This is a genomic window from Streptomyces triculaminicus (assembly GCF_017349075.1).
Taxonomy (GTDB): Bacteria; Actinomycetota; Actinomycetes; order Streptomycetales; family Streptomycetaceae; genus Streptomyces; species Streptomyces triculaminicus.
In genome coordinates, this window is sequence record NZ_JAFMOF010000004.1 from 188268 (window position 1) to 211737 (window position 23470).

The following is a 23470-nucleotide window of genomic DNA, read 5'->3' on the forward strand; positions in this document are numbered from 1 at the left end:
CACGACACCCTGCCCGCCCGGTACGATCCCGTGCCGGGCGGGGCGCTACGTCACGCCTCGGGGGTGGTCACTGTGAGGACCACCAGGTCGACGAGGTGACGGCGGTGAAGCCCAGCGACTCGTACAGCGGCCGTCCGAGCCGTGAGGCGGTGAGTGTCACCGGAAGGTTCGCCATGGGCGCGAGCGAGCCCAGCATGACGGCCCGCCCGGCGCCGCGGGAGCGGTGCGCCGACGGCGCGGCGACCCAGTAGTGGCTGCCGAACCCGTCGTGTACGACGGTGACACCGGCTCCGACCGCCTCGCCGTCGAGAACGGCGAGAAAGACGTCCACGCCTGGCTGCTCGGTCAGCGTCGTGGGGAACATCTCGCCGGGACGGTAGGGGGTGAATCTGGTCAGCTCGAAGCCCTCGATCACGATCTGCTCGGCAGTCTGCAGCTCGTGCGCACGCTGGACTCGGATCACCTCCATCGCGGGGGCGGGGACAGGGGCGGGCGGGCGCACCATGATCGGCATCTGCCAGTTGCGCATGCCCAGGTGACTCAGGTCGGTGGAACTGAACGGATCCTCGACATCCACCGGTCCAGCCGATCGGCCGGCCAGCTCGGTCAGCTCGGCGAGCTCGTGCGCGTCGGGGTCGGGTTCCTGCAGCAGGATGCGTGTCCCGGCGCGCTCGCCGCCGAGCACGGCGAGGAAGCTGCGTCGGCGGATCACCTCGTGGCCGCGGGAGTTTCCGGTCGCGGCCCAGAGCGCGGCGGAGTTGCGGGCCTGGCGTATCACCGCGTCGTCGAAGGCCGCGGGGTGATCCGGATGGTCCGGCCTGCTTCGATCCTCGACACGAGCGTCGGGGGTGGTCTGCTGAGTGTTGGCCACGGATGGCTCCTGTTCAGTGCTGTGCGGTGATCCAGGCGAAGGAGCAGGCGGGGCCCGAGTGGAAGTCGACTCGGGTCTTCGTCATGCCTCCGACCTAACGACGTAATGTCTCTGATAACTGGGCCGATCTCAACCGAGATTGCCGAGCCGTTCGCCTTCTGCGATCCCGCCCGAGCCCGCATGACGCTGTGCACCTACCCAGCCAGTCCCTGAACGGCGCGTCGCTGCTTCCGGCGAGCCGCCTCCGGCATTTGTGTGTCGACTCACTTGCTTTCAGCGGAGGTTCACACCGCGGCATCGTCGAGGTCCGGACCGGAACGAGTAACATCCCTTTCTCGGCGTTACGGACTCCTCGCCGTACACATGGCGAACATGCGGAGCGCCGGCAGTGGAGATCTCGTCGACGCCGACTGGGGCGGCATCGGCTCCTACGCCCGGGGCGAGGAGGAGCGCAGCTCCGGCAAGCAGCGGTGGGACATCACCGCCTACAAGCCCGCCGGGCCGACCGTCAGGCAGGACTCGGACGAGCCGCAGCCGGTCCTCGCCGACGTCACCTTCAAGCACGACGACGCCTTCCTGGCCAACAGCGAGGACAACAAATGGGCGCAGCTGGCGAAGGGCGGCCGTAACGGCCTCGACACATGGGCCCTCTCGATGCCGGCCGCGAACGGCACCATGCATTACCTCTACCTCCGCAAGGACGGCGACCGGCGGAAGGTGGCGGGCTGTCTCACCCAGAACCCCCAGGTGATGACCGACAAGGACCGCAAGAGCTGGCTCACCGTGGAGCCCTGCGACCTCAGCTCCCACCAGGAGTGGTGGTTCGAGGGGCCGGGTCCGATACCGGGGCCCCGCCCCATGTCACGCGGGTGGGACCAGCGTGGCGAGCGGCAGATCGCCAGCGACGAGCACGGCACCTGCCTGAGCGGCGGTGCCACCGGTGACGCGAGCCTGCGGCAGTGCGTGGCCGGCAAGGCGGACCAGCAGTGGCAGCCCACCGCGCAGATCGCGGCATCCCCCTCCGGGGCGGCCCGTACGGCGGCGGCCACGGGAGCCCCAGCGGAAACGGCTGCGGGAGCACGGACGCAGACACCCCCGGCGACGGCCGCCAACGGCGCCTTGTTCCTGGTGAACTCCGCCTCGGACACGTGCCTGCGCCACGACGCGGCCGGGCAGAAGGTGGCGATGGGGCCGTGCGCGCAGGCCCCCGACCAGCAGTGGGCCTGGCAGGGCCGCACGCTGCGCTCCGTGGACAGCGGCCAGTGCCTGGTGCCCGGCGATGAGGGAGCGGTGACCCTGGCCGACTGCGTCACCGTACCCGACGCGCTCAAGGGGGGTATCGCCCCGAAGGACGCGAACCGCTTCTCTCTGCGGTCCGCCACGGGCCTGGCGATGGAGCTGCCGGGCGGTGACACCACAGCCGGGACGAAGATCGTCGGGGCGGCTCCGGCGCTGAAGCAGGCCCGTCAGCAGTGGGACCTGCACGCCGACGCCGGTCCCGACGGCATCTGGCGCCTGGCACCGCGGCTGATCGACTCCCGCCGTCTGTCGTACAACGTCATCGACAAGGTGGCCGCGCTGATGGACGCGGTGGTCGACAACAAGGGCGAGCAGTGGCGGCTGGAGCGGATCGGCGGTGGCTGGTACCGCCTCGTGAACAACCTCGACGGTAAGGTCCTGACCGCCGCCCGCCCCGGGGAACCGCTGACGATCAAGGAACGGTCCAACGACCTCGGGCAGTGGTGGCGGTTCGACGCCGCTCCCGCGTCAATTAGCCCCACACACAACGCCGGTCTGCTGGAGCTGCCCGCGGGTGTGGACGGAGGAGGGCCGTGGGCGACCCGGCCCTCCTGCCCGGTTCTGTTACGGCCAGCCTTGCTGCACCTTGGCGGGGGCGGTGTTCCAGCTCTTGGGTATGAACGTGATCATGTAGGTTCCGCGGTCGAAGTCGGCGTACCCGGCAGACCATTTCCGGAACTTGCTCTCGTATACGTGCATGGGGCCCAGGCCACTGTTGGGCGCGTGGTAGTGGTCGCCGTGGGTCCATACCGTCTTGTCGGCGTCCGCTTCCGTTTGGGCCCCGAACCAGCCGTAGTCGAAATTGACCCAGCTTTCGCCAGGCTTGGCGGGACTGCGCGGGACGCTTCTGTCCCTCGACATGTCGACCAGGCCCGTCCCCCGGTCGGGGCGGAAGGCTTCCGGATCGCCGTACTTCCTCCTGTCGGAGGAGCCCCGCTGGTCCTGCCCGCTCCAGAAGTGCTTCGAGTAGACCACCGCCTTCATCTTGGACGGGTCGTAGTTGCCTCCGTCTCTTTCTTTGAAAGACGGTGTGTCCCTCAGTGCCGAGTAGAAGTTCGAGCGGCTGTCCTCGTGGAGCAGAGCGTCATTGTTGTTCGCGAGCCCCGTCTTGAGGTTGTCGATGTACGCCCCCTCGTCGTGGGCACTTTCCAGGGCCTTGTTCATGACGGACGCCACATCACGCGCCCGCTTGAAACCCTTCTCCTCGTCGAAACTGTCTTTGGCGATGCGCCCCTCGAACTCCGCCCGCGTTTCATCGGGTCGGGGGCTGATGTTCTTGAGGTCGTTCTTGTACTTGTTCTCGTCGAAGAACGCAAACGCCAGCTTGTTCATCGGGTAGGGACCCGAATTGACCCAGGTGACGCCGACGCAACCGTAGGACAGCTTCTCTCGCTGCTCTTCGGTCATCTGCTGCTTCTTGCCGTCGCGGTGGCTGTAGACCTGCTGCCACTTGCGTATGTAGTTGTTGATGACCGTGGTGGCCCTGCCTCCGTAGGCCCGGTACGCATCAGGCATCCTTTCGAGCGGCTCGGCCGGAGGGGTTTCCCTGTCGTCGGTGGAGCCGGGGGCCCGGGAGGACGGGCCGGCGCTCGGAGGTAATTCCCCCGGAGGCTTGCCGGGTTGCCCCAGAGCCAGGGCGCTTTCGTTGAGTGCGTTGATGTTCTTGACGTCATCCGCCGTCAGGCCGTGCGTTTCGGCGTAGGACCCGTTCTCTTCCCTGTCGCCGCTGCCGGCGGCCTGGCTGACCGACGGGATGAAGCCGGCGGTGCATATGACTGCACCCGCAGTGGCGAAGGTGAGAATTCTCCGACGTTTGTACATGAAAATCAACAACTCCCTTGTGGTGAATCTCGTGAACGAGGACATGCGAGAGCGCGACGCAATGGAGGGGGAGATGCGGTAGTACGGGAGATGGCGGTGGCGGCGCGCTCGTCGCCGGTCATGGCCGTGGTGGTCGCCGGCCCGGCGTGGGCCGGTCCGGCCGGGTCGGGCGGGGCCGGCGCTACATCAGCGTCGTCGCCGAAGCGACGACGCGGGCCCGGCCCGGGTGGCCGGGGTCGCCGTAGCGGACCTCGACGCGCGGGTGGGAGCGCATGAACTCGGTGTCGACCAGGCGGACCTGATCGGGGTGGTCAACCGTGCGCACGGCGATGTCCGTGTCGAGGAAGAAGCTGAACTCGCCCGTGGCCGGGGCGTAGACGAAGAACTTGCCGCCCTCGAACTTGTGCTGCGCGATGTCGTCCGTCAGGACCAGGGACCAGAAGCCCACACAGCGGCCCGCGGGACACATGTGCTGGAAGTCGGCCCGTAGGCCGTCCAGTTCCATCCAGCGGAAGGGGTTGTCGTCGTCCGCGTTGATCGTGGCGGGGGTGGCGGCGGTCGTAACCGGGGTGGCCGCCTGGGCTCCCTGGGTGAGGGGCAGGGCGAGGACTGCGGCCACAGCGACGGTGGTGAGGGTTCGGAGAGCGGTTCTGCGTATCACTTCTCGACTCCTGGATGAGTGATCGGGTTGATACGAACAGTGATCATGTCTCCGTGTTAACTCCCCGGCAACATCACGGCTTTGAAACCGGCCAACCTGCCACTAAGGCGGTATCTGGCCATGCATTCGATGTTGTTCGGGAACTCCACGACCCGGCCGATGCCGTCGTCGCCGACCAGGATGAAGAGCCCCATTAGGCGGCGGTCACCCGACTTCAGGAGAGCCGGCGGGCCTGCCGCGGCAGGCTCGAGACGCCGGCCTGGCCAGAACGCGCATGGCAGAACCTCTTGATCCGTGCGGCCGGATTCTGTTCGGGTTCGCCGGCGGGTGTGCGCCCTGCGGCTGTCCGGAGCGGGCCGGGGGCAGTGCGGGTGCCTCGGCGGGGCGGCTGAGCGTGTCGGCAGTGCGGGCAGTCGGCGCCCTTGCCCATGGGTCAGCTAGTGCTGTGACCACATAGGTTCGCCGGTTTGGTGATCGTGACGGTTGGATGTGCGGTGACGTTCGATCCGACCGCTGGAGGTGCAGTGGCCGAGCCTGTCCGTGTGTTGCAGACTGACCGACCAGGAGGGGCAGAAACTGCAGCAGATTGTGCGTCGTGGCAGCACCAACTCGGTGCGCTATCGGCGCGCGATGATGTTGTTGGCCTCGGCCAGCGGGAATCGGGTGCCGGTGATCGCCCAGCTGGTGCAGGCCGACGAGGACACCGTGCGCGATGTGATCCACCGGTTCAACGAGATCGGCCTGGCCTGCTTGGACCCTCGGTGGGCGGGAGGCCGTCCCCGCCTGCTCAGTCGTGACGACGAGGACTTCGTCGTCCGGACGGCCACCACCCGCCCCACCAAGCTCGGCCAGCCTTTCACCCGCTGGTCGCTGCGCAAGCTCGTCGCCTACCTGCGGAAGGGCCACGGCCGAGTGATCCGCCTCGGCCGTGAGGCATTACGCGGCCTGCTCGCCCGCCGCGGTGTCACCTTCCAGCGCACCAAGACGTGGAAGGAATCCCCCGACCCGGACCGCGAGGCGAAGCTGGCCCGGATCGAGGAGGTCCTTGGCCGCTTCCCGGACCGGGTGTTCGCCTTCGATGAGTTCGGCCCGCTCGGGATCCGGCCCACTGCCGGCTCGGGCTGGGCCGAGCGAAAACACCCTGACCGGCTGCCCGCCACCTACCACCGCACGCACGGCGTGCGCTATTTCCACGGCTGCCACTCGGTCGGCGACGACACCCTGTGGGGCGTCAACCGCCGCAGGAAGGGCGCCACCAATACGCTGGCCACGCTGAAGTCGATCCGTGCCGCCCGGCCCGACGGTGCCCCGATCTACGTGATCCTGGACAATCTGTCCGCCCATAAAGGCACTGGCATCAGCTGCTGGGCGAAAAAGCACAAGGTCGAGCTGTGCTTCACCCCGACCTACGCCTCCTGGTCGAACCCGATCGAGGCCCACTTCGGACCGCTGCGGCAGTTCACCATCGCCAACTCCAATCACCCCAACCACACCGTTCAGACCCGGGCCCTGCACGCCTACCTCCGGTGGCGCAACGCCAACGCTCGCCACCGCGACGTCCTGGCCGCCGAACGCAAGGAACGCGCCCGCATCCGCAGCGAGAAAGGCATCCGCTGGGGCGGACGGCCCCTGCGATTGGCGGCCTGACCTGGCAGGAAGGTGAGTCGCCGAGATTGCGGGGCGAGCGAGGCTTCTCGCCTGAGGCGGCAACGGGTGGCGCCGGCAGGGACTCAGGGATCGATGACGAGGCGTTCGATGAGGCCGTCGCGGAGTGTGAACTGGTAGCGCAGATCGATGGTCCCGCCGGGGAAGTTGCCTTCGAGGTGGTGGGTGGCGATGTAGCGGGTTGCGTCGGTCTGCTGGGCGCCAGTGAGGTAGATGGTGTAGGTGAATTCGGCAGCCGATCGGTCGAGCCATTCCCCGATCGCCTCGATGCCCTCGTAGGTGTTGCCGTCGTCGATCACTGTGGCTTCGCGGGTGAACGCCGTGAGTGCGGTGGCGGTGTCGTGGGCTCGGTGCGCTGTCAGGTAGCGGCTGATCACCTCGGGCAGAGTGTCCGGGGTGCTGGTGCGGGGCTGGTTGTCGTGCATGACGCTCCTTGGGGTGGTGGCGGTTCAGACGGTGGGGGTGGTGCCGCCGTCGATGACGTGTTCGGCGCCGACGATGGCCGAGGCGCGGTCGGAGACGAGGAAGGCGACGAGCTCGGCGACTTCCTCGGGCCGGTTGGGACGGCCGAGCGGGATGCCGCCCAGGGAGTCCATGAGCCGGCCCAGCGCCGCTTCCTGCGTGATGTCGGCGTCGTGGGCGATCCGGGCGACGAGGTTGTCGGCGGCCGAGGTCTGCACGAAACCGGGCGAGACGGTGTTGACGCGGATGCCGTGCGGGGCGACCTCGTTGGCCAGGCCCTTGCTGTAGGTGGTCAGGGCGGCCTTGGCGGCGGCGTAGGCCAGGGTTCCGTTCCACAGCGGCATGCGGCGCTGGATCGAGGTGACATGCACGATCACGCCCTTACCTGTGGCGATCATGTGCGGCAGGAGTGCGCGGTCCAGGCGGACGGCGGCCAGCAGGTTCGTGTTCAGCTCCCTGGCCCAGTCGTCCTCGCCGAGCGCGGCGAACCCTCCGGCCGGCGCCTCGGAACCGCCGAGGGTGTTGACCAGGATGTCGACGCCTCCTACGCGGGCGTCCACCTCGGCGGCCACGTGGGCTGCGCCCTGGGCGGTGGACAGGTCGGCGGTGATGAACGCCTTCTCCTCGACGTCGTCGGGGCGGCTGCGGGCCGTGACCAGCACGGTCGCGCCGGCCTGGGCGAGGCGTCGGGCGATGGCGGCTCCGGTGCCCTTGGTACCGCCGGTGACCAGAGCGCGTCGGCCTTTGAGGGATTCGCTGATGGATGTGGTCACGGTGTGCTCCGTTCCCGGGTGCGGGCGCAGAAGGCACCGCTCCCACCATTACTGCTAAAATAGAAGTAACTAACTTCGACTTTAGCAGCAATGGAGGGGATGGTCGCTGTGGCAAGCCGGATCAGGCTGGAGGACCGGGAGTGCCCACTGTCCACGACGGTGGAACACGTAGGCGAGTGGTGGACGCTGCTGATCCTCCACGACGCTTTCGACGGCTACACGCGCTTCGACCAGTTCCAAGAGAGCCTGGGCATCTCCTCCAGCATGCTCACCACCCGGCTGAAAACCCTCGTCGCCGACGGACTGCTGGAGCGCCGGCCCTACCAGACCAACCCCGTACGCCACGAGTACGTCCTCACCGAACTCGGGCACTCCCTCCGACCGGTGATCGTCGCCCTGGCCGCATGGGGCAACTCCCGCCTCACACCGGCCGAACGCAGCATGATCCTCATCGACACGCACAGCGGCGAGGAAGTCGAGCCCGTCGTCGTCGACGCCAAGACCGGCCGCCGGCTCGACGACAGCGACACCTACGTCTTCACCGCGGGTCCCGCAGCCAGCGACGCCATGCGCCACCGATATGCGACACGACCGAACATCCCCGCGGAGTCGTAGGGCTGCTCCGAACCAGCACCGAACAGCCTTGAGCAGGGCCGGGACACACCCTCCTACCTCATCGACCAGGCAACACCGGATCGCCGAATATCACGCATGCCAATCATCCCGAGCCGTTGATAACCAGATAAGTGAGGCGAAGGAACGTCGGTCGTCTTCTCAAGAATCGCCATCATGGGCTGCGCCCCCGGATCCCATCCGAGCCGGACGGAGTCATCAGCACGACCCAACCCGGTGAACCTTCCCGGTCACAGCACTAGGGAACTCTTTGGCCAGCCCGAGGTAGCCGGAATCGACCTTCGCCTTCACGCCGGGACGGGTGCGGGACTGCTCGGTGATGCCCTCGGTGCGTACGGCCGTCTGGTCGTGCATCGGGCCGGGGCGGACCAAGCCGGACAGCAGCAGGCGGCCCTGGCCATCCCTGAACGTGGTGGTCTTGATGGTGTTCTGCTTGCGTTTGCCGGAGACGAGCGCCCGGCGCCCAGGACGGTCGGCCTGGGGCCGGCGGACCTGGGTCTCGGCCCCGTCGCAGCTCAACACCCTCCGCCTCGGCATAGGCGAAGATGTCCTCCAACGTCTTCAACCACAGGCCGGTCCGGTCGGGCACGGCGAAACCACGGGCTGCCAGCAGCGGGCGGACCTGGCGGATGGCCGCGAAGACAGTGGAGCGATCCACCTCGAAGAGTTCGGCGAGCACCACATGCGGCAACTGATGGCGCAATTGGACCAGGGTGACCAGCAGCCGATCGAGGAAGACCAACTTGGGCTTTCGGCCGGCACCCTCCGCCCGCCGACGCTCCCCGCCCCGGGCCTCGCGGAGCGCGGACTGCCGCGCAGCCTCCCATGTCGTGGCGAGCTCGGCGGACAACTCGCCGGAATGTGCGCGTGAGACGCCAGACAGGGCAGGATGGGAACAGGCCGCGCGGGCCCAGGCCAGCTTCACAACTCACCCAACCCGTGCGGCTCTTCTCATGTCACGGCCCGATGGGACGATCACCGGTCCGCCGAGACCGTGAAGCTACCTCGCCTGAATGGCATCTGCCGGGACCTCAAAGATGATCGTGAGTCCGTCGCGCTCGTTGCCCTGCTCGCCGACCTGCGTAAAGCCGAAGCCGTCGATGGAGGCCAGGGAGGCGGTGTTGTCGGATCCGATCCTGGCGCGCACGGTCCTGACACCGGGTTCGGCAGCGGCTCTGGCGAGCAACGCCCTCAGCATGGCGCGGGCATAGCCCTGGCGGCGGTACCCGGGCACGACGGTATAGCCAACCTCGACCATGCCGGCCTCGTCAGGCGGCCCATGGAACCCGGCGTCGCCAACGACGACCCCGTCCGGCTCGGACACCGCGGCCCGCGTGATCCAGGGCGCGGCAGAGGGGTCCTTGGCGAGCTGGTCGGCGCGGTAGCCGAAGATCCAGCGGGCTCGCTCACCGACGAAGTGTTCGTCAAGGGCGACCCCGGCCTCGGCGCTGCCGCCGGCGAGGTCACCGTCGGCAAGCGCCCGCAGTGTCTTTGCGCTGAGCTCGACGAAGCGGACGCGTTTGGGTGTGGAGAGAGGTTCGTTGTTCATCTCGGTGATACTCACTCAGAGCCTGAGAGCTGTCCATTGCTTTACGCCAGCGCGCCGCCGACCACGGCATCGCCGCGCCCGCGCGTCGGTGGACATGGTGACGGTCACACGGACGCCACGGCACCCACGCCGAGACCCATCTCGCGATTGCCTCGCTCGTCTCCGACCGATCCCCGCCCCGAAGCTCAATTTCCCCCAAGCCCGTTACCTCCGCCTGCACGGAGACCACCCTTCACGACCTGCGGCGTTGTAACGGCTTGCTTCTTCTTGGTGCAGGGTGGGCGGCGCTCACGTCTCAATTGAACATGACGGCAGCACCCCGTGTCCCTTACAACGTGGTGAGCGATAGGCGGATGGTTAACAGGTAGGGCGAAGGTCGGTGACGAGGCGGAAGCGTTCCAGAACCACCAGCGTCGCGTCGTCCACGGTGAACTCGGGTTCCTCCAACGCCGCGCGCATCTCCTCGCTGTGCCAGAACTGCTCGTGAGCCGCCCGCCACTCGGCCACGCTGGTGTGCCCCTCCCCCTCGTCCACCACGTGAGCGAGATCCACCTGCCCTAGCGGGATGACACGCACATCAGTGACCTCGATGACCGCGACCGGACGCTCGTCCGAGTCGATGACCAACGAACGGCTCCCCACTTCCGGCAGGGGCTCCCCTTCGTGCTCGTAGTCGATGACGAGCCCTGTCGTGGAGGTCTTGGAAGCGTTGAGGATGGCTGCGACGAGCTGGTCGCGCAGCGGGCCGGGGAAGGCGAACTCGACCCTGGGTATCGATGCGAGGTTCCGGAGTGAGGCGGCGTCAGTCGTCATGCGGTCACAGTAACGATCCGTCCATGCAAGCCGACCGCAGCAACTGTAACGCGCCAGGTGCCGGGCGGGTTGGGTGTTGTTGTGACGCAATACCTGGCCCGCACAGCCTTGTCCCGTCGTGCCTGAACCGGTCTGCCCCGACGCCGACTCGGGACGCTGATCAGGGAGTTGCCCAGCCCCTGGATCTCCTCCGAAGCAGGGCGCGGCTCCACGAACTCCGAGGCCACGAGCGTATGCGCGCGGCCGGCGCCGGACGAGACGGGCGTCGAGCCCTGCGGAGGATGCACCCCTGATCCGGGGCGCGGGCCGGGTTGTAGGCCGTAGCTGACGCCGCCCGGGACTGGTCCCGGGCGGAAAAGAACGCGACTACAGCACACTCCTGCGACACAAGGCCGCCTTTCCGGGAGTTGCCGAAACGTCACTCCTGAAGGCACTCCTGGATAACTGGTGTCAAACGCTTTTCACTTGAAATAACTAGATGGAGATAAATGTGGAAGGGTGGGCAATCGGGGCGGCGCGTCACGCATATCCTGTGGACCGCGAGTTCCTGGACAGGACACCCGCGCTCCGCGGCAACCGCCGCTTCGACAGTTCGACGACAGGCGACCGATCAATTCAGCAACCGCCCGTTGACCGTCGTACAGGCGGCTGACTCGCGCAACCACCTGCCCCCTAGATCCGAGCGATTCCCGAGACTCTTGGCGCCTGGCGGCGATCCCCACTCGCAGCAGTTTCGCGATTTCGCTCAGAATCGGACATCGAATGATTACCGAACACTCCGATACGCATCTCACGGCACGACCGACCAACGACGACTACCGGCTGGGTACCGAGGCCTACACCGATGAGCAGCGGACCGCGGTCCTTGCCAAGTTGGAGGGGTACCTGGGCGGGCAGCGGGAGCGTCTTCTGGGCTACCAGGTGAACCTGTCGCTCGACGGCCACGCCGCGCTGGGTCGTTTCCTGGGCTACCACATCAACAACATCGGGGACCCGTTCGTCGACAGCAACTACAGCCTGCACTCGCGGTGGCTGGAGCGGGCGGTCCTGGAGCACTACGCCCGCCTGTGGCACGCCTCGCTGCCCGAGGACCCGGCCAGTCCTGGGGATGAGGACGCGTGGGGATACGTGCTGTCCATGGGCAGCACCGAGGGCAACCTGTACGCCATGTGGAACGCCCGTGACTACCTGGACGGCAACGCCCTGGTGCGTGACGAGGTCTCCGGCGATGCCAGCTGCCGTACCACCTACCTGCGGGCCCAACACCCCGACGACAACCCCAACGCCTACATGCCGGTAGCGTTCTTCTCGCAGGAGACCCACTACTCGCACATCAAGGCGATGCGGGTGCTGGACATCCCGACCTTCTACGACCTGGGCGGCAGCCTCTACCCGGGCGAGTGCCCCATCGACGTGGCCGGCACCGGCATGCAGACGTACAACGGCTGGCCGCTCGGCGGAGTCCCGACGACCGGCGGCGACGAGGGTCCGGGCACGGTCGATGTCGACGCCTTGGTGGCCCTCGTGGACTTCTTCGCCGCCAAGGGCCACCCCGTCCTGGTCAACTTCAACATCGGCAGCGTCTTCAAGGGCGCCTACGACGACGTTCAGGGCGCCTGCGAGCGCCTGCGACCCGTCTTCGAGCGGCACGGCCTCGTCGACCGCACCGTGCGCTTCGACCCCGACGACCCCACCCGGGTCAGCATCCGCAACGGGTACTGGATCCACGTCGACGGAGCCCTCGGCGGCGCCTACGCCCCCTACCTGGAGAAGGCCCGCGACAGCGGACTCATCGAGACCGCGCCGCCGGTCTTCGACTTCCGGATCCCCGAGGTGTCCTCGATCGTCACCAGCGGACACAAGTATCCCGGCGCGCCCGTCCCCACCGGGATCTACATGTCCCGCGCGGGATCCAAGCTGCGCCCGCCGTCCGACCCGGCGGTCGTCTCCTCTCCCGACAGCACCTTCGCCGGTTCCCGCAGCGGTTTCGCCTCCCTGGCCATGTGGAACCACCTCGCCCAGTTCAGCGAGGAGCAGCAGGTGCGGCAGGCCGCCGAGGTCCTGCGGATCGCCGAGTACACGGCCGAACGGCTGCGCCGGCTGAGCGAGCAGTTGCGGGAACGCGGTGAGTTCTGGGCCGAGGACGGTATCGAGGTCGGTCACGGCGATCACGCGCTCAGCGTCTGGTTCCAGCAACCGCGGGCTGAGATCACGCAGAAGTATTCGCTGGCCTGCGTGCCACTCAATCTCGGTGGAATCCGCCACGACTACAGCCACGTCTACGTCATGCCGCACGTCACCCAGGAGTTGATCGACGAACTCCTCGAGGACCTCGCCCAGCCCGGAGCATTCGACCGTTCCGCGGACAAGGACGCGCAGCGGCCCCCACTTCCCCACCAGCGCTGACCCGCAGGCGGGCACCGCAGACCGGTCGTGCAGCCGGACCGCAATCGCCCGCCCGCCTCTTCGCGAGGTTGCCCCGCATATCCCCGCGTGCGGGGCAACTGACCCAGGGCGCAACCCTGGGCCCGTCACCGCCCCTGGCTGTCGGCAACCTCCGCTTCGACCGGAAGTTCGAAGACCACTGCCGCCGTCCGTCCCGTCTGCGAAGAGATCGATCCCTCGCCGAAGGCCTGATCTGCGTAATCCCCCTGCCCCACCAGCCGACCGACTGGCAAGGAGCGCCCCATTCGAACGGGCGGCATTCCGGCGTGGGGGACCAGCGGCACAGCCGTGATGGCAAGCACTGGGCCATGGCTGGTCCCTTCGCCATGGTGCCTGTAAATCGCTGGTGAGCCGTCAGGCGGATTCGTCGTTTCATCCGGCTCGGCGCGGACCCTGTGGCGTCCCGGTGTGCGGAGAGCTCGGCGGCTGCCGGCTCAACGGCGGTTCCCCGCCTCCGGGTCCCCGGAACTCAACGAAGACTACTGCGAAGCCATTCGGAAGGACGCATGACCTCGTTCCTGGACGCGATCACGCCGGAGGAGCTCCACGCGGATCCCTATCCGATCTATCAGCGGCTTCGACGTGACCACCCTGTGGCCGAGATCCCCGCGCTCGGCTGCTGGCTTGTCACGCGCTGGCAGGACGTGCGTCAGGTGATGAGCCACAGTCAGACCTTCACCACCAGCTTCCCGTCCGCGATGTCGGAGATTTACGGATCGGAGAACATCCTGTCGGGGAGCGGCGACAACCACAAAGGGATGCGCGCCAGCGTCGAGGAACTCTTCGAGCCCGAATGCGCCGGTCGCGCCCGAGGGTACGCACGCAAGCTGGTCATCGAGCGGGTCTCCGGCATGCACGGGCAAGCGGACCTCATGGGTGAGGTCCTGCAACCCGTCGTGGCAGAGGTGTTCCGGTGGATGCTGAGCCTCGAGGTCGACAGCACGACCCTGCTGCGCCTGGCACAGGACTTGTGGCAAGGCGCCCTCGGTTCCGGGGACCCCGCCAAGCTCGCGGTGGCGGCCGCCGCTGTGAACGAGCTCGACGCCGCGCTTACCCCCTGGTTCGAGGGCCTCGGCCCGGACCCCTCCTCGGCGATCGCACGGTGGCGACACATCAACCCTGGAAGGGTTTGTCCGCGAGGCGTCGCGGAGGTCCTCCCGACGATCCGCGTGATCCTCCCGTCCCTTCCCGAACCCGGGTGGGCGGCAGGCAGCCTCCTGGTCGCGCTGTTCAACGACCCGGACCAGCGCCGGCTTGTCCGGGACCACCCGGAGCTCCTCGGCGACGCCGTCCACGAAGTCCTGCGCTGGATGCCACCGTTCGGGCTCGTCGAACGCATGACCACGCGACCGGTGAAACTGGGCGGCACATACCTGCCCGCCGGTGCACACGTCCTGGCCGCGATCGGCTCCGCGAACCGCGATGAGACGGTGTTCGAACAGCCCGACGCCTTCGACCTCCGCCGCCGACGGCAGCCTCTGGTCACCTTCGGATACGGAGAACACGCCTGTCTCGTGCGCGCGTTCATTCCCGCCATCGTAGAGGGCCTGGTCGCCGGCATCCTCGATGTCCACCCCGGCGTCCGCGCCGACCCTTCGGAGCAGCCCCGCCTGGCCGGCTGGGCCGCCCGCTACACTGAACGCCTTTGTGTGGACGGCCTCGGCGACTCCGCGGACCGGGCGACAGCGCTGGGCCCGCCTGGTTGAGGCAGGGCCCGCGGACCGGCTCCCTCACGCCTCCGCTCCCGCCGGACGGGCCAAGATCGCCCCGCTCAGTCGAATCGTGTCCTGAGCCGTCGCGATGAGCGCGGAGAACACCTGGGTGTGGGCTCAGGCCCGGAGCAACGGAGACGTCGCACTGGCGCCTGCCACCGGCAACGGAGAGTAGCGCCGGGGCCCGCTCGGGCCCCCCGGCCACTCCCTCCGATCTGCCGCCCAGGGCCGCGCGGATGAAGGCGAAAGATGACGCGGTCCCCTCCCCAACTCCGACATGACACCGCCCCGGGCCGCGGAACCATGCACGCCTGGGCCCTGTTCGACGTCGAGGACACCTGCGTCGACGCCGTCTTCCAGGCCGCCCTGCGCGCCGCCCACGCCTCCGCCGACCCGCCGCTCGGTAGTCACGTGCTGGCGTTCTGGGCCATCGCCGCTTACTGAGCGTTTTATCCGTGTTCGAAGTGTCTCACTGGCCACAGGAGCCTCTTTCGTCGCTCTGGCTGTGCGGCGGGTCCGGTTGAAGGCGAGCATGCCGACTGGCTCCGGGCTTTCTGTGATGAGACGGGAGAAGTCCGGGCAAGCCTGGCTGACGATCTCCGTCGCCTGTCTCTCAGGCCACAGAGATACCTCAAGCATTCCGTTGCCCCAGTCTGGCCACCGGGCATCCTTGGATGAAACACGAATCCCGGGACGAAACGCCCAGTTAGTGGGTGTTTCACAAGTCCGCCCTTTCCCACTATGAGGTACCGCCGTCCTACGTCGTCGGTCTGAGCGGGCTCGCTCGCTTCTGCGGGGCTGTCTTCGAAGATCCCGAGTTCGGGTAGCTACGCTGGATCCGCATGCTGGAGGAGGTTGCGATCGGTATGGGTGATGGGCACGGGCCCGGACGCTCTGAGCAGGAGGAGGCGCTCGGAGCCGGATGGGAGAGGCACCGGCCTGCGGTTTTCGGTGTGGCCTACCGGCTGCTGGGGAGTGTGGCTGATGCCGAGGACGTGACCCAGGATGTGTGGTTGCGGGCGGCCGGAGCGGATCTGCGGGACATCGGTGATCTGCGGGCCTGGCTGGTGACGGTGGCCGCGCGGCGGTCGTACGACATTCTCAAGAGTGCCCGTTTTCGTCGGGAGAGCTATGTCGGGCCGTGGCTGCCGGAGCCGCTGCTGACGGGACCGGACGCGTCGCAGCCGGTACTCGTCGATGAATCCGTCAGCTCGGCGATGCTGCTGATCATGGAAGAGCTGAGCCCGCCGGAGCGGGTGGCTTTCGTCCTGCACGATGTCTTCGGTCTTGAGTTCGGCAAGATCGCAGAAGTGCTGGACGTCTCCGTGCCGGGTGCCCGGCAGCTCGCCTCGCGGGCGCGACGGCGGGTGGCCAAGGCGAAGCAGTCCATGCCGCAGGCGTCGAAGGCGGAGCGCGAACGCGTCCTCGCGGTTTTCCGCTCCGCGTACGAGGCCGGGGACCTGGCCGGCTTGGTCAGGCTCCTGCACCCGGACGCCGTCTTCGTCACCGACGGCGGCGGCAAGGCATTCGCGGCACGCAAGCTCATCCACGGCGGCGAGCGCGTTGCCGAGGTCATGGTGCGTGTGGGACGCCGGTGGCGTCCGGACCGTATCGCCTTCGCTGAAGTCGGCGGCGAGCTCGCCCTGGTGCTCTACCGCGAAGGCCGGGTCCACTCCGTGGACACGGTCCAGATCACAGACGGTCTGATCACCGCGTACCGCAGGATCATCAATCCCGACAAACTCGTGCGCGTCTGAGCTGTCACACCTGGAGGGGCTACCTCGTCTCCCTGGTGAATTGACCGCCTCGCGCCGCGCCACGCGGCACGATCCTGAGGAGCCCTGCCATCATGACCACGCCTGCCCCGGCCGCTTCTTCCGCCGCTGCCGTCCCGCCGGTCGTCGCCATCGCCCATCACTCGGGCTTCGGCCACACCTCGGTGCTGGCCGAGGCGGTGCGCGAGGGCGCCGCCGACACCGGGGCGACCGTCCACCTGGTCAAGGTCGACGAGATCACCGAGGAGCAGTGGGCGCTGCTCGACACCGCCGACGCGATCGTCTTCGGCTCGCCGACCTACATGGGCACCGCGTCCGGCGCCTTCCACGTCTTCGCCGAGGCCACCTCGAAGCGCTGGGCGACCCGCGCCTGGCAGGACAAGCTGGCGGCGGGCTTCACCAACTCCGGTTCAAAGAGCGGCGACAAGCTGCACACCCTGCAGTTCTTCTCCGTGCTGGCCGCCCAGCACGGAATGCACTGGATCAACCTCGGCCTGCCGTCCGGCTGGCACTCCACCACCGCCTCCGAGAACGACCTCAACCGCCTCGGCTTCTACCTGGGCGCTGGCGCGCAGACCGACACCGACCGGGGCCCGGACGGCGTCCACAAGGCCGACATAGCCACCGCCGAACACCTCGGCCGGCGAGTCGCCGCCCAGGCCGCGGTGTACGCCGCCGGTCGCGCCGCGGTCACCGCCTGATCCGCCTCCCACGGGTGCCGGGCGCCCGTGAGCGACGTACGCGCCCGGCCCGCGCGCCCCGTTCCGCGCGTGCCGCCCGTACAGCTGGCGTCACGCGGCCTGGACGAGTTCGCCGGGCCGCGGCGGGGCGGCGCTGGGGTAGCGGCGGGGCCGGGTCAGGCGGCGGGTCATCAGCGTGATCGCCGCCCAGGTGATGAGGGTCTCGGAGTGTTGGACGAGCCGTTCGTAGTCCCGGGCATGGCGGCGGGCGTACATCATCCAGGCCAGCGACCTCTCGACGATCCAGCGGCGGGGCAGGATGACGAACCCGGAGGCGTCGCGGGGCCGGGAGACGGTCTTGATCGTGAGGTTGACGTGTCTTTTCGCCCAGGTCACGAGCTTGCCCGCGTAGGCGGAGTCGGCCCAGACGATCGTGATCTCCGGGTGCATCAGGCGGAGCCTGAACAGCACCTCCTTCGCTGCCGCGGAGTCGTGCAGGTCCGCCGGTGTCACCATGACCAGCAGGGGAAGCCCGCGGCTGTCGACGACCAGGTGCCGCTTCCTGCCATTGATTTTCTTGCCCGGGTCGATACCCGCGGGTCGCCCGGCTGACGGTCTCGGCGGCCTTCACCGACTGCGAGTCGATGATCGTGGCCACCGCCCGCGGGCTCTTGCCCATCTCCCGACGGACCCGCCCAGCGAGCGCGTCGCCCCGCAAGGGGCGCCCCGCGTCTCAGGCGCCTGTCCGAATGCGTTCCCGGACAGCGGCGCGGTCGATGCCGAGCTGCGCCATGAGCTCTGCCGCAGGATCCGGCTGCGCACAGTCGAGCAGGGCCAGCAGGAGGTGCTCTGGTGTGATGCGCCGGCTGCCGGCCTTCCTCGTCTCGGCCAGGGCGCGTGGGACAACGGCACGGGCGCCGGAGGTGAAGGGGGTGCGCTTGCGCGAGGCGGGAATCGGCGGCCGCTCGATCCCCTGGATGTCGATGCCGATCGCGGCCAGCGCGGACCGGTCGAGGGCGTCGAGAGCAGCACGCGCGGTTTTCAGGTCGATTCCGAGGGCCCGGACCGAGCCGGGCTCGTGGAGCACCCCCAGGAGGAGGTGCTGGGTACCGATACGGCGATCGCCACGCAGTGTGGCTTCGTTCAGTGCCGAAGTGACAGCGTCACGGGCACCTGCTGCGAACTGTTCGAACATGGTCGTCTCACTTCCCGTACTTGGCGTGCACGGATTGCCGGGAGACGCCGAGGGCATCGCCGATCTGTTCCCGGGACCATCCCTGTTCCCTGGCGCGTGCGACTGCTGCGGCTTCGACCTGCTCGGCCAGCCGGTGCAAGGCGCCCACGGCCCGCAGCCCCACCGCGGGGTCATGCGATCTGAGGCGCTCTGAGAGATCTCCCGCTTCCATGCCTGTCAGTCCAGGCTGACATGCGGTCGCGGCTGGACGCCTCCTGCCCGGCGAACCGAAGGAGACCTGTGATGACTGCTGACGTCACCATCGTCGGTGGTGGCCCGAACGGGCTGCTGCTGGCCTGCGAACTACGACTCGCGGGCGTGCGACCGCTGCTCCTGGAGCGGCTGCACACCCGCAGCGCGGCCCCCCGGGCCAACGGGCTCGTCGGGCCGCGTGGTACAGGCGCTGGAATTGCGGGGCCTGTACGAGCCTCTCACCGGTCGTTCCGGGCCTGCCCAGCCGTTGCCCTTCTACCAGTTCAGCGGCCTGCCACTGGACCTGCGCGACCTGCCCGACAACCCGCTGCACGCCCTCCAGATGCTGCAAGCGCGCATCGAGCAGGTACTCGAAGAGCGCGCCCGAGAACTCGGCGTCGAGATCCGCCGCGGGCACGAACTGACCGCACTGCACCAGGACGACGCCGTCACCCTCGACATCCGAGCCCCGCAGGGCGCCTACCGGGTCCGCACCCGCTACCTGGCCGGAGCGGACGGCGGCCACAGCACGGTCCGCAAACAGGCCGGCATCGCCTTCCCCGGCACCACCGACGACAGCTTCGCCTCCCGCGCAGGACACGCCGTCATCCCCGACGAGCTGCTGGATCCCGCCACCGGAGAACTCGATCTGCCCGAGCCGGGCATGCGCCTTCGCCCGTACGCCCACAACCGCCTCCCTGGCGGCGTGCTCACCTTCGCGATGATGCAGCCCGGATCGGGCGTCCACCTCGTAGCCACCTTCGAGTGGGGCCGGCCGCCGGTCGACGACAGCACACCGATGACCTTCGCCGAACTCCGGGCCAGCGCCCGTCGCGTCCTTGGCGCAGACCTGCCGATGGGCATGCAGGACGCCATCAACCTCGGCTGGAAACTCGCCGCCCAGATCCACGGCTGGGCGCCCCCCGGACTGCTGGACACCTACCACGGCGAGCGAGCTCCGGTCAGCCGGCGAGTCCTCATGCAGACCCGCGCCCAGATGGCCCTGATGCGTCCGGCAGCCGACATCACCGCGGCCCGCGACCTGCTGGCGGAACTGCTCGACGACCCACGCAACCGCGCGCGCATCGCAGCCCTCCTGTCCGGAACCGACATCCGGTACGACATGGGCCACGACACCGGGCATCCACTGGCCGGACGGTGGCTTCCCGACCTCCGGACGCACATCACCCACGGCTGGAAACAGATCACCGAACGGCTGCGCGCGGCCCGGCCCGCGCTCGTCGACCTCACCGGAAACTCAGCTACGGCCAAGGCCGCCGACGCCTGGACGGACCGGGTGGACGTCATCACCGCCCGGTCCGCAGACCGCTCCCTGCCGGCCTCCGCCGTCCTCGTCCGTCCCGACGGATACCTGGCGTGGGCCACAGATGACACGGCGGGCCAGTCCATGCGCGACCACATGCACGAGGCGCTGACCACGTGGTTCGGCGCGGCAACCTGAATCACACCGACAGATCGACAGCGGCCGATCCACGCGTCGGTCAACGCCGGCTGTCACCGGGCGCGAGCGCGATGACCTTCCCCGGCCGCGGACTGCGGGGGGGGTGCCGAACACCTGGCCGCGCGTACGCCCCTTGATCAGCCGGTCGACCGCCATCTTTGAGCGGGCCGGGGTCTCCGAGTCGGGTGGCGGCAGTCGCTTCACCCAGGCCGGTACCGCAGGGCCGCCATATCCTCGCTCGGTACACCAACCCAGCCACGACAGCACCGAAGCCCGGCGAGCGTTCCAGGTGTTGACCGCTGATTCGCCCCACAGCGGTTCGAGGGGTCCGCCGATTGGTCCCCTCCCTTGCCACAGACAACAGGGTCTCTTCACGCGCGGCCCCGCGAAGAACCGCATGGGGGCGGGGAGTAGGAATGGCCCCCGCGATGGTCAACGCGGGGGGGCGGTGAGCAGGGTGCGGTAGGTGGCGGCGTCCTGGGTTCCCCGACGCGTTGTCCGTCGGTTCGGCCCAGGCGTGGGTGGCGAAGGGCGGGGTGCGTACTCCGGTGCACCAGGTGGGCCAGGTGCCTCCGAGCTGGCACAGCAAGGCCGTGGCCAGAGAGCGTTGGAGACAGTAGGGGCCGGAGCACCCATGCGGCACCGAAGGCTCGGTTCATGGTGACCTTCGGCGTCGGCTGGGCTCTCTGGGGGCCGGTCTCGCCCTTCTTGGCGTAGGCGAACCTCGAGAAGCAGCCCGGGCTGAGACGGCGTTTCGTGGGCGAAATCCGCCACCTCCATGGGGCGCACGCGTAGGTGCGCCCCATGGATGGGCACCGGCAGCATGAACGTACGAGCGCGTTCGGCCGCACTCCGAGGATCACCGTGCAACCGCGGGCCTACCGGTAGGCGCGTGAGGGTGGATGGTGAGTCCCTCGGCCTGGCCCGGGGTGCGGACGGAGTTCTCGCCTCCGCCGTCGGCGACCTTTGCCGACAACGGCGAGGCAGTCCTCGAACACCACCTCATCCAGCTGCTGGCGACCGACGCCCGGCGATGCGGACACGTGCGGGCCAACGAGGACGCCTCCGGGGCCTACCTGCTTGATGCACCCCAAGGCGGCCAGTCGGTCCACATGCGGTCCCGGTACTATCCGCCACAAAAACACCGGATTGCGCTGGCTACTGCGATGGCGTGATCAGGGCGGAAGACTTCCGACGATGAATACGCGTTCCGGCTTCCGCCCGGCTTCCATGCAATGGGCCGCTCGATGCCGCCGCACCCCAGGGTGTCCCCCATCCTCCCGTGGGAAGCGGCGTCCCAGCAGGTCACAGTGCGCTTCGTCCCCCGTCGGCCCGCCTCGGGGCGGCCTCCTGGCGGCCTGCCGCCGGGCGTACGAATCCTGTGGGTGCCGGATCCGGCGGCGGGGCGAGCGACCGCCCGCCGGTCGGGCCTCACGGTCACGACAGGAGGAGGCGCACATGCTCATCGGCAACATGTTCCAGCGGGTCGGCCTCGGCACGGCCACCCTGGTCCTGGCGGGCACGACGTTCGGCGGCGCCGCCCACGCGACGGATTCCGCGAGCACGTCCGCGGCCGCCAAGGCGGCCACGTGCGAAGGGTGGCGGTTGATCACAATGCCGGGAGGCGCGGTCAAGTACAACGAATGCCACCGCACGTACAAGGGCAAGCGGCAGTCCAGCGTGACGCTGTACGTCGCGGACCACGCGTACAACTCATCGCCCAGGGCGAGGGTCATCATCGGCGCATGGGAAGCCACGTATTCGCACTACAACCCCGGCGGCGCGGATACGCAGTGGAGCGAGAAGTACCAAACCGGCTGGCACAACGGCAGCGATGCCAAGGTGACCCTTTCCATAGTGAGGTACCCGTAGTGAGGTGCCCGTCCGCAAGATGATCTGCCATCCCGGATGAGGGGCGCCCCAAGGCTTCGGCGTCGTTGCATGGCGTCCGATTTGTGGCCCAGCGAGGTCGACTTCGGCAAGATCGAAAACCTTCGCAGCGCGCCATGCCGCGGGAGGGGCGGCGGCATCCCGTCATGGTGCGAAACCGCCGCCCACCCTCCGACCCACTCCTTGCTCTACCTATCGAGATTCGATAGATTCCCATCGTAGTTCGATGGGAAGAAGGGTCATGGGAAAGCTGACAGTGCGCGCGCTGCGCGCCGTGCTCGTGGTGGTGCTCACCGGCACCGTGTTCGTACAGGCATTGATGCTGTGGGCATTGGTCAGTGGGAGCGACCCGGAGGACGGGTCGCTCCCACTGACCCCGATGCGCGTGATCACGATCCTGGGCATCGGGACGGCGCAGGTCGCCCTGGTCTGTGTATGGCGACTGGTGACGATGGTGCGGCGCGGAACCGTGTTCTCTCACGCCGCCTTCCGGTACGTGGACGGCATCATCGGCGCGATCGTTGCGGCTGCTCTCGTGTGGTTCGCGGTCACGGCCCTGAACGCGCCCGGCCAGCGGGACGACCCGGGCGTCACCCTCATCATGGGCGGGATCGGCGTGGCCATCCTGGGAGTCGCGCTCATCGTGCTCCTGCTGCGGATGCTGCTCACCCAGGCTGTCGCGCGCGACGTCGAAGCGGCGCGGATGCAGGCCGAGTTGGACGAGGTGATCTGATGCCGATCACCGTCGACATCGACGTGATGCTGGCCAGGCGGAAGATGTCCGTGGGCGAACTCGCGGACCGTGTAGGGATCACGCCCGCCAACCTGGCGGTACTCAAGAACGGCCGCGCCAAGGCAGTGCGCTTCGCGACGCTCGCCGCGCTCTGCGAGGTGCTCAAGTGCCAGCCAGGCGACCTGCTGCGCTGGGAGGCCGAGGACACCGCGGGCGAATGAACCGTACCGGCCGACGCGTCATCGCCGATCCCGCTTGCCTTTGACCAACTCCGCGAGCATCCCGGGGCCGCAGCCGGGGAGATCCCGGCCCTGCTGGAGCGTCTGGCCGAGGTACCCGACCCTCGCGATCCGCGCGGCGTACGGCACGCTCTGGTCGTCATGCCTGCGCTGACCGCGTGCGCGGCTGTGGCCGGAGCGACCTCCCTGCTGGCGTGGGTGAGTGGATCACCGACGCTCCGCCGTCCGTCCTGGAGTGTCTCGGTGTACGGCCCGATCCGCTGTTCCCGAGGTGGTGCCTGCCGGCGGAGGCGACAACAGTGCGTCGGCTGCTGGGCCGCATCGATGGCGACGCGTGGCTCCCGCCGAGCAGGCCTCATGTGCGCGCGAGGCGACGCATGGCAACCTCCACCGATCTTGATGTGCCCGGCAGGCACACCCCAGACTTCGGCCCGCTCACCCGCCGGCTCAGCCGGAACCGGTGGGGGCGGACCCTTGACGTCGCGAACGTAGGGGCGAGAGCGTTCCTACCGCCAGATCGTGCCTCTGCTTCGGGACAGCGGAACAGCGAAACCCGCTTTG

General features: G+C 68.4%; 20 protein-coding genes and 6 pseudogenes. 12 read left to right on the plus strand and 14 right to left on the minus strand.

Features of this window, described 5'->3' with window-relative positions:
• Nucleotides 1-67: 67 nt before the first annotated feature.
• The 3 genes from J1792_RS24785 to J1792_RS24795 form a co-directional block, all read right to left on the minus strand.
• A complete protein-coding gene (locus tag J1792_RS24785; protein ID WP_242646591.1) occupies nucleotides 68-871 on the minus strand; it encodes a GNAT family N-acetyltransferase in 804 nt (267 codons plus the stop codon).
• A 1863-nt stretch (nucleotides 872-2734) separates the two neighbouring features.
• Nucleotides 2735-3991 carry a protein-glutamine gamma-glutamyltransferase gene (locus J1792_RS24790; RefSeq protein ID WP_086570399.1) on the minus strand — a complete coding sequence of 419 codons (1257 nt, stop codon included), beginning with the start codon at nucleotides 3989-3991 and terminating at the stop codon, nucleotides 2735-2737.
• Nucleotides 3992-4172: 181 nt separating this feature from the next.
• Complete coding sequence (locus tag J1792_RS24795; protein ID WP_143587670.1) at nucleotides 4173-4610, minus strand: hypothetical protein; 438 nt, start codon at nucleotides 4608-4610, stop codon at nucleotides 4173-4175.
• Nucleotides 4611-5176: 566 nt separating this feature from the next.
• On the opposite strand from J1792_RS24795, the pseudogene J1792_RS24800 reads away from it, so the two are divergent.
• Nucleotides 5177-6299: pseudogene (locus tag J1792_RS24800) on the plus strand (IS630 family transposase).
• A gap of 83 nt (nucleotides 6300-6382) precedes the next feature.
• On the opposite strand, the gene J1792_RS24805 reads toward J1792_RS24800, so the two are convergent.
• The gene (locus tag J1792_RS24805; RefSeq protein WP_207248248.1) at nucleotides 6383-6742 is read right to left on the minus strand and encodes a nuclear transport factor 2 family protein; all 360 of its coding nucleotides are present in this window, start codon (nucleotides 6740-6742) and stop codon (nucleotides 6383-6385) included.
• 24 nt (nucleotides 6743-6766) lie between these two features.
• Nucleotides 6767-7552, minus strand: a complete 786-nt coding sequence (locus J1792_RS24810) for an SDR family oxidoreductase (RefSeq protein ID WP_086570393.1) — start codon at nucleotides 7550-7552, stop codon at nucleotides 6767-6769.
• 99 nt (nucleotides 7553-7651) lie between these two features.
• On the opposite strand from J1792_RS24810, the gene J1792_RS24815 reads away from it, so the two are divergent.
• Nucleotides 7652-8167, plus strand: a complete 516-nt coding sequence (locus J1792_RS24815; protein WP_179198912.1) for a winged helix-turn-helix transcriptional regulator — start codon at nucleotides 7652-7654, stop codon at nucleotides 8165-8167.
• A 216-nt stretch (nucleotides 8168-8383) separates the two neighbouring features.
• Here the strand turns inward: J1792_RS24815 and J1792_RS24820 are convergent, their stop codons facing one another.
• From J1792_RS24820 to J1792_RS24835, 4 genes and pseudogenes are all read right to left on the minus strand, one after another.
• Nucleotides 8384-8704 (minus strand): transposase family protein, encoded by a 321-nt coding sequence (locus J1792_RS24820; RefSeq protein WP_207248249.1) that lies wholly within the window; start codon nucleotides 8702-8704, stop codon nucleotides 8384-8386.
• An 88-nt stretch (nucleotides 8705-8792) separates the two neighbouring features.
• Nucleotides 8793-9110 (minus strand): annotated as a pseudogene (locus J1792_RS35905) (helix-turn-helix domain-containing protein); the annotation flags it as partial.
• A 75-nt stretch (nucleotides 9111-9185) separates the two neighbouring features.
• Nucleotides 9186-9734: a GNAT family N-acetyltransferase gene (locus tag J1792_RS24830; RefSeq protein WP_086570391.1), complete on the minus strand. Its 549-nt coding sequence runs from the start codon at nucleotides 9732-9734 to the stop codon at nucleotides 9186-9188.
• A 357-nt stretch (nucleotides 9735-10091) separates the two neighbouring features.
• Nucleotides 10092-10547: an ASCH domain-containing protein gene (locus J1792_RS24835; protein WP_086570389.1), complete on the minus strand. Its 456-nt coding sequence runs from the start codon at nucleotides 10545-10547 to the stop codon at nucleotides 10092-10094.
• Nucleotides 10548-11309: 762 nt separating this feature from the next.
• Between J1792_RS24835 and J1792_RS24840 the strand changes: the two genes are divergently transcribed.
• The 5 genes from J1792_RS24840 to J1792_RS24860 all read left to right on the plus strand — a co-directional run bounded on the left by J1792_RS24840 (nucleotide 11310) and on the right by J1792_RS24860 (nucleotide 17180).
• Nucleotides 11310-12953, plus strand: coding sequence for a PLP-dependent aminotransferase family protein (locus tag J1792_RS24840; RefSeq protein WP_107431091.1), 1644 nt, complete (start codon nucleotides 11310-11312; stop codon nucleotides 12951-12953).
• Between the two features lie 545 nt (nucleotides 12954-13498).
• The gene (locus J1792_RS24845; RefSeq protein WP_207248250.1) at nucleotides 13499-14698 is read left to right on the plus strand and encodes a cytochrome P450; all 1200 of its coding nucleotides are present in this window, start codon (nucleotides 13499-13501) and stop codon (nucleotides 14696-14698) included.
• 309 nt (nucleotides 14699-15007) lie between these two features.
• Complete coding sequence (locus tag J1792_RS24850; protein WP_207248251.1) at nucleotides 15008-15148, plus strand: hypothetical protein; 141 nt, start codon at nucleotides 15008-15010, stop codon at nucleotides 15146-15148.
• A 422-nt stretch (nucleotides 15149-15570) separates the two neighbouring features.
• Nucleotides 15571-16461 (plus strand): RNA polymerase sigma factor SigJ, encoded by an 891-nt coding sequence (gene sigJ, locus J1792_RS24855; protein ID WP_086570448.1) that lies wholly within the window; start codon nucleotides 15571-15573, stop codon nucleotides 16459-16461.
• 92 nt (nucleotides 16462-16553) lie between these two features.
• Nucleotides 16554-17180 carry a flavodoxin family protein gene (locus J1792_RS24860; RefSeq protein ID WP_207248252.1) on the plus strand — a complete coding sequence of 209 codons (627 nt, stop codon included), beginning with the start codon at nucleotides 16554-16556 and terminating at the stop codon, nucleotides 17178-17180.
• 145 nt (nucleotides 17181-17325) lie between these two features.
• On the opposite strand, the pseudogene J1792_RS24865 reads toward J1792_RS24860, so the two are convergent.
• The 3 genes and pseudogenes from J1792_RS24865 to J1792_RS24875 all read right to left on the minus strand — a co-directional run.
• A pseudogene (locus J1792_RS24865) lies at nucleotides 17326-17868 on the minus strand (transposase); the annotation flags it as partial.
• A 24-nt stretch (nucleotides 17869-17892) separates the two neighbouring features.
• A complete protein-coding gene (locus J1792_RS24870; protein WP_086570380.1) occupies nucleotides 17893-18354 on the minus strand; it encodes a Clp protease N-terminal domain-containing protein in 462 nt (153 codons plus the stop codon).
• 7 nt (nucleotides 18355-18361) lie between these two features.
• Entirely contained in the window at nucleotides 18362-18565 is a 204-nt protein-coding gene (locus J1792_RS24875; RefSeq protein WP_086570378.1) for a helix-turn-helix domain-containing protein, read from the minus strand.
• Nucleotides 18566-18636: 71 nt separating this feature from the next.
• On the opposite strand from J1792_RS24875, the pseudogene J1792_RS36105 reads away from it, so the two are divergent.
• Together J1792_RS36105 and J1792_RS24880 are read left to right on the plus strand one after the other, a co-directional pair.
• A pseudogene (locus tag J1792_RS36105) lies at nucleotides 18637-18762 on the plus strand (FAD-dependent monooxygenase); the annotation flags it as partial.
• 91 nt (nucleotides 18763-18853) lie between these two features.
• Entirely contained in the window at nucleotides 18854-20047 is a 1194-nt protein-coding gene (locus tag J1792_RS24880) for an FAD-dependent monooxygenase (RefSeq protein WP_278186396.1), read from the plus strand.
• Between the two features lie 126 nt (nucleotides 20048-20173).
• Here J1792_RS24880 and J1792_RS34480 read toward each other — a convergent pair.
• Both J1792_RS34480 and J1792_RS35915 read right to left on the minus strand, forming a co-directional pair.
• Nucleotides 20174-20383, minus strand: a pseudogene (locus J1792_RS34480) (site-specific integrase); the annotation flags it as partial.
• A gap of 217 nt (nucleotides 20384-20600) precedes the next feature.
• A pseudogene (locus J1792_RS35915) lies at nucleotides 20601-20690 on the minus strand (hypothetical protein); the annotation flags it as partial.
• 815 nt (nucleotides 20691-21505) lie between these two features.
• Here J1792_RS35915 and J1792_RS24890 point away from each other — a divergent pair.
• The 3 genes from J1792_RS24890 (at nucleotide 21506) to J1792_RS24900 (ending at nucleotide 22891) form a co-directional block, all read left to right on the plus strand.
• The gene (locus tag J1792_RS24890) at nucleotides 21506-21919 is read left to right on the plus strand and encodes a hypothetical protein (RefSeq protein WP_086570375.1); all 414 of its coding nucleotides are present in this window, start codon (nucleotides 21506-21508) and stop codon (nucleotides 21917-21919) included.
• Between the two features lie 259 nt (nucleotides 21920-22178).
• Nucleotides 22179-22670 carry a DUF2975 domain-containing protein gene (locus tag J1792_RS24895; RefSeq protein ID WP_086570374.1) on the plus strand — a complete coding sequence of 164 codons (492 nt, stop codon included), beginning with the start codon at nucleotides 22179-22181 and terminating at the stop codon, nucleotides 22668-22670.
• Complete coding sequence (locus J1792_RS24900; protein WP_086570372.1) at nucleotides 22670-22891, plus strand: helix-turn-helix domain-containing protein; 222 nt, start codon at nucleotides 22670-22672, stop codon at nucleotides 22889-22891. The genes J1792_RS24895 and J1792_RS24900 overlap by 1 nt, the downstream gene beginning before the upstream one ends.
• The last annotated feature ends 579 nt before the right edge of the window (nucleotides 22892-23470 follow it).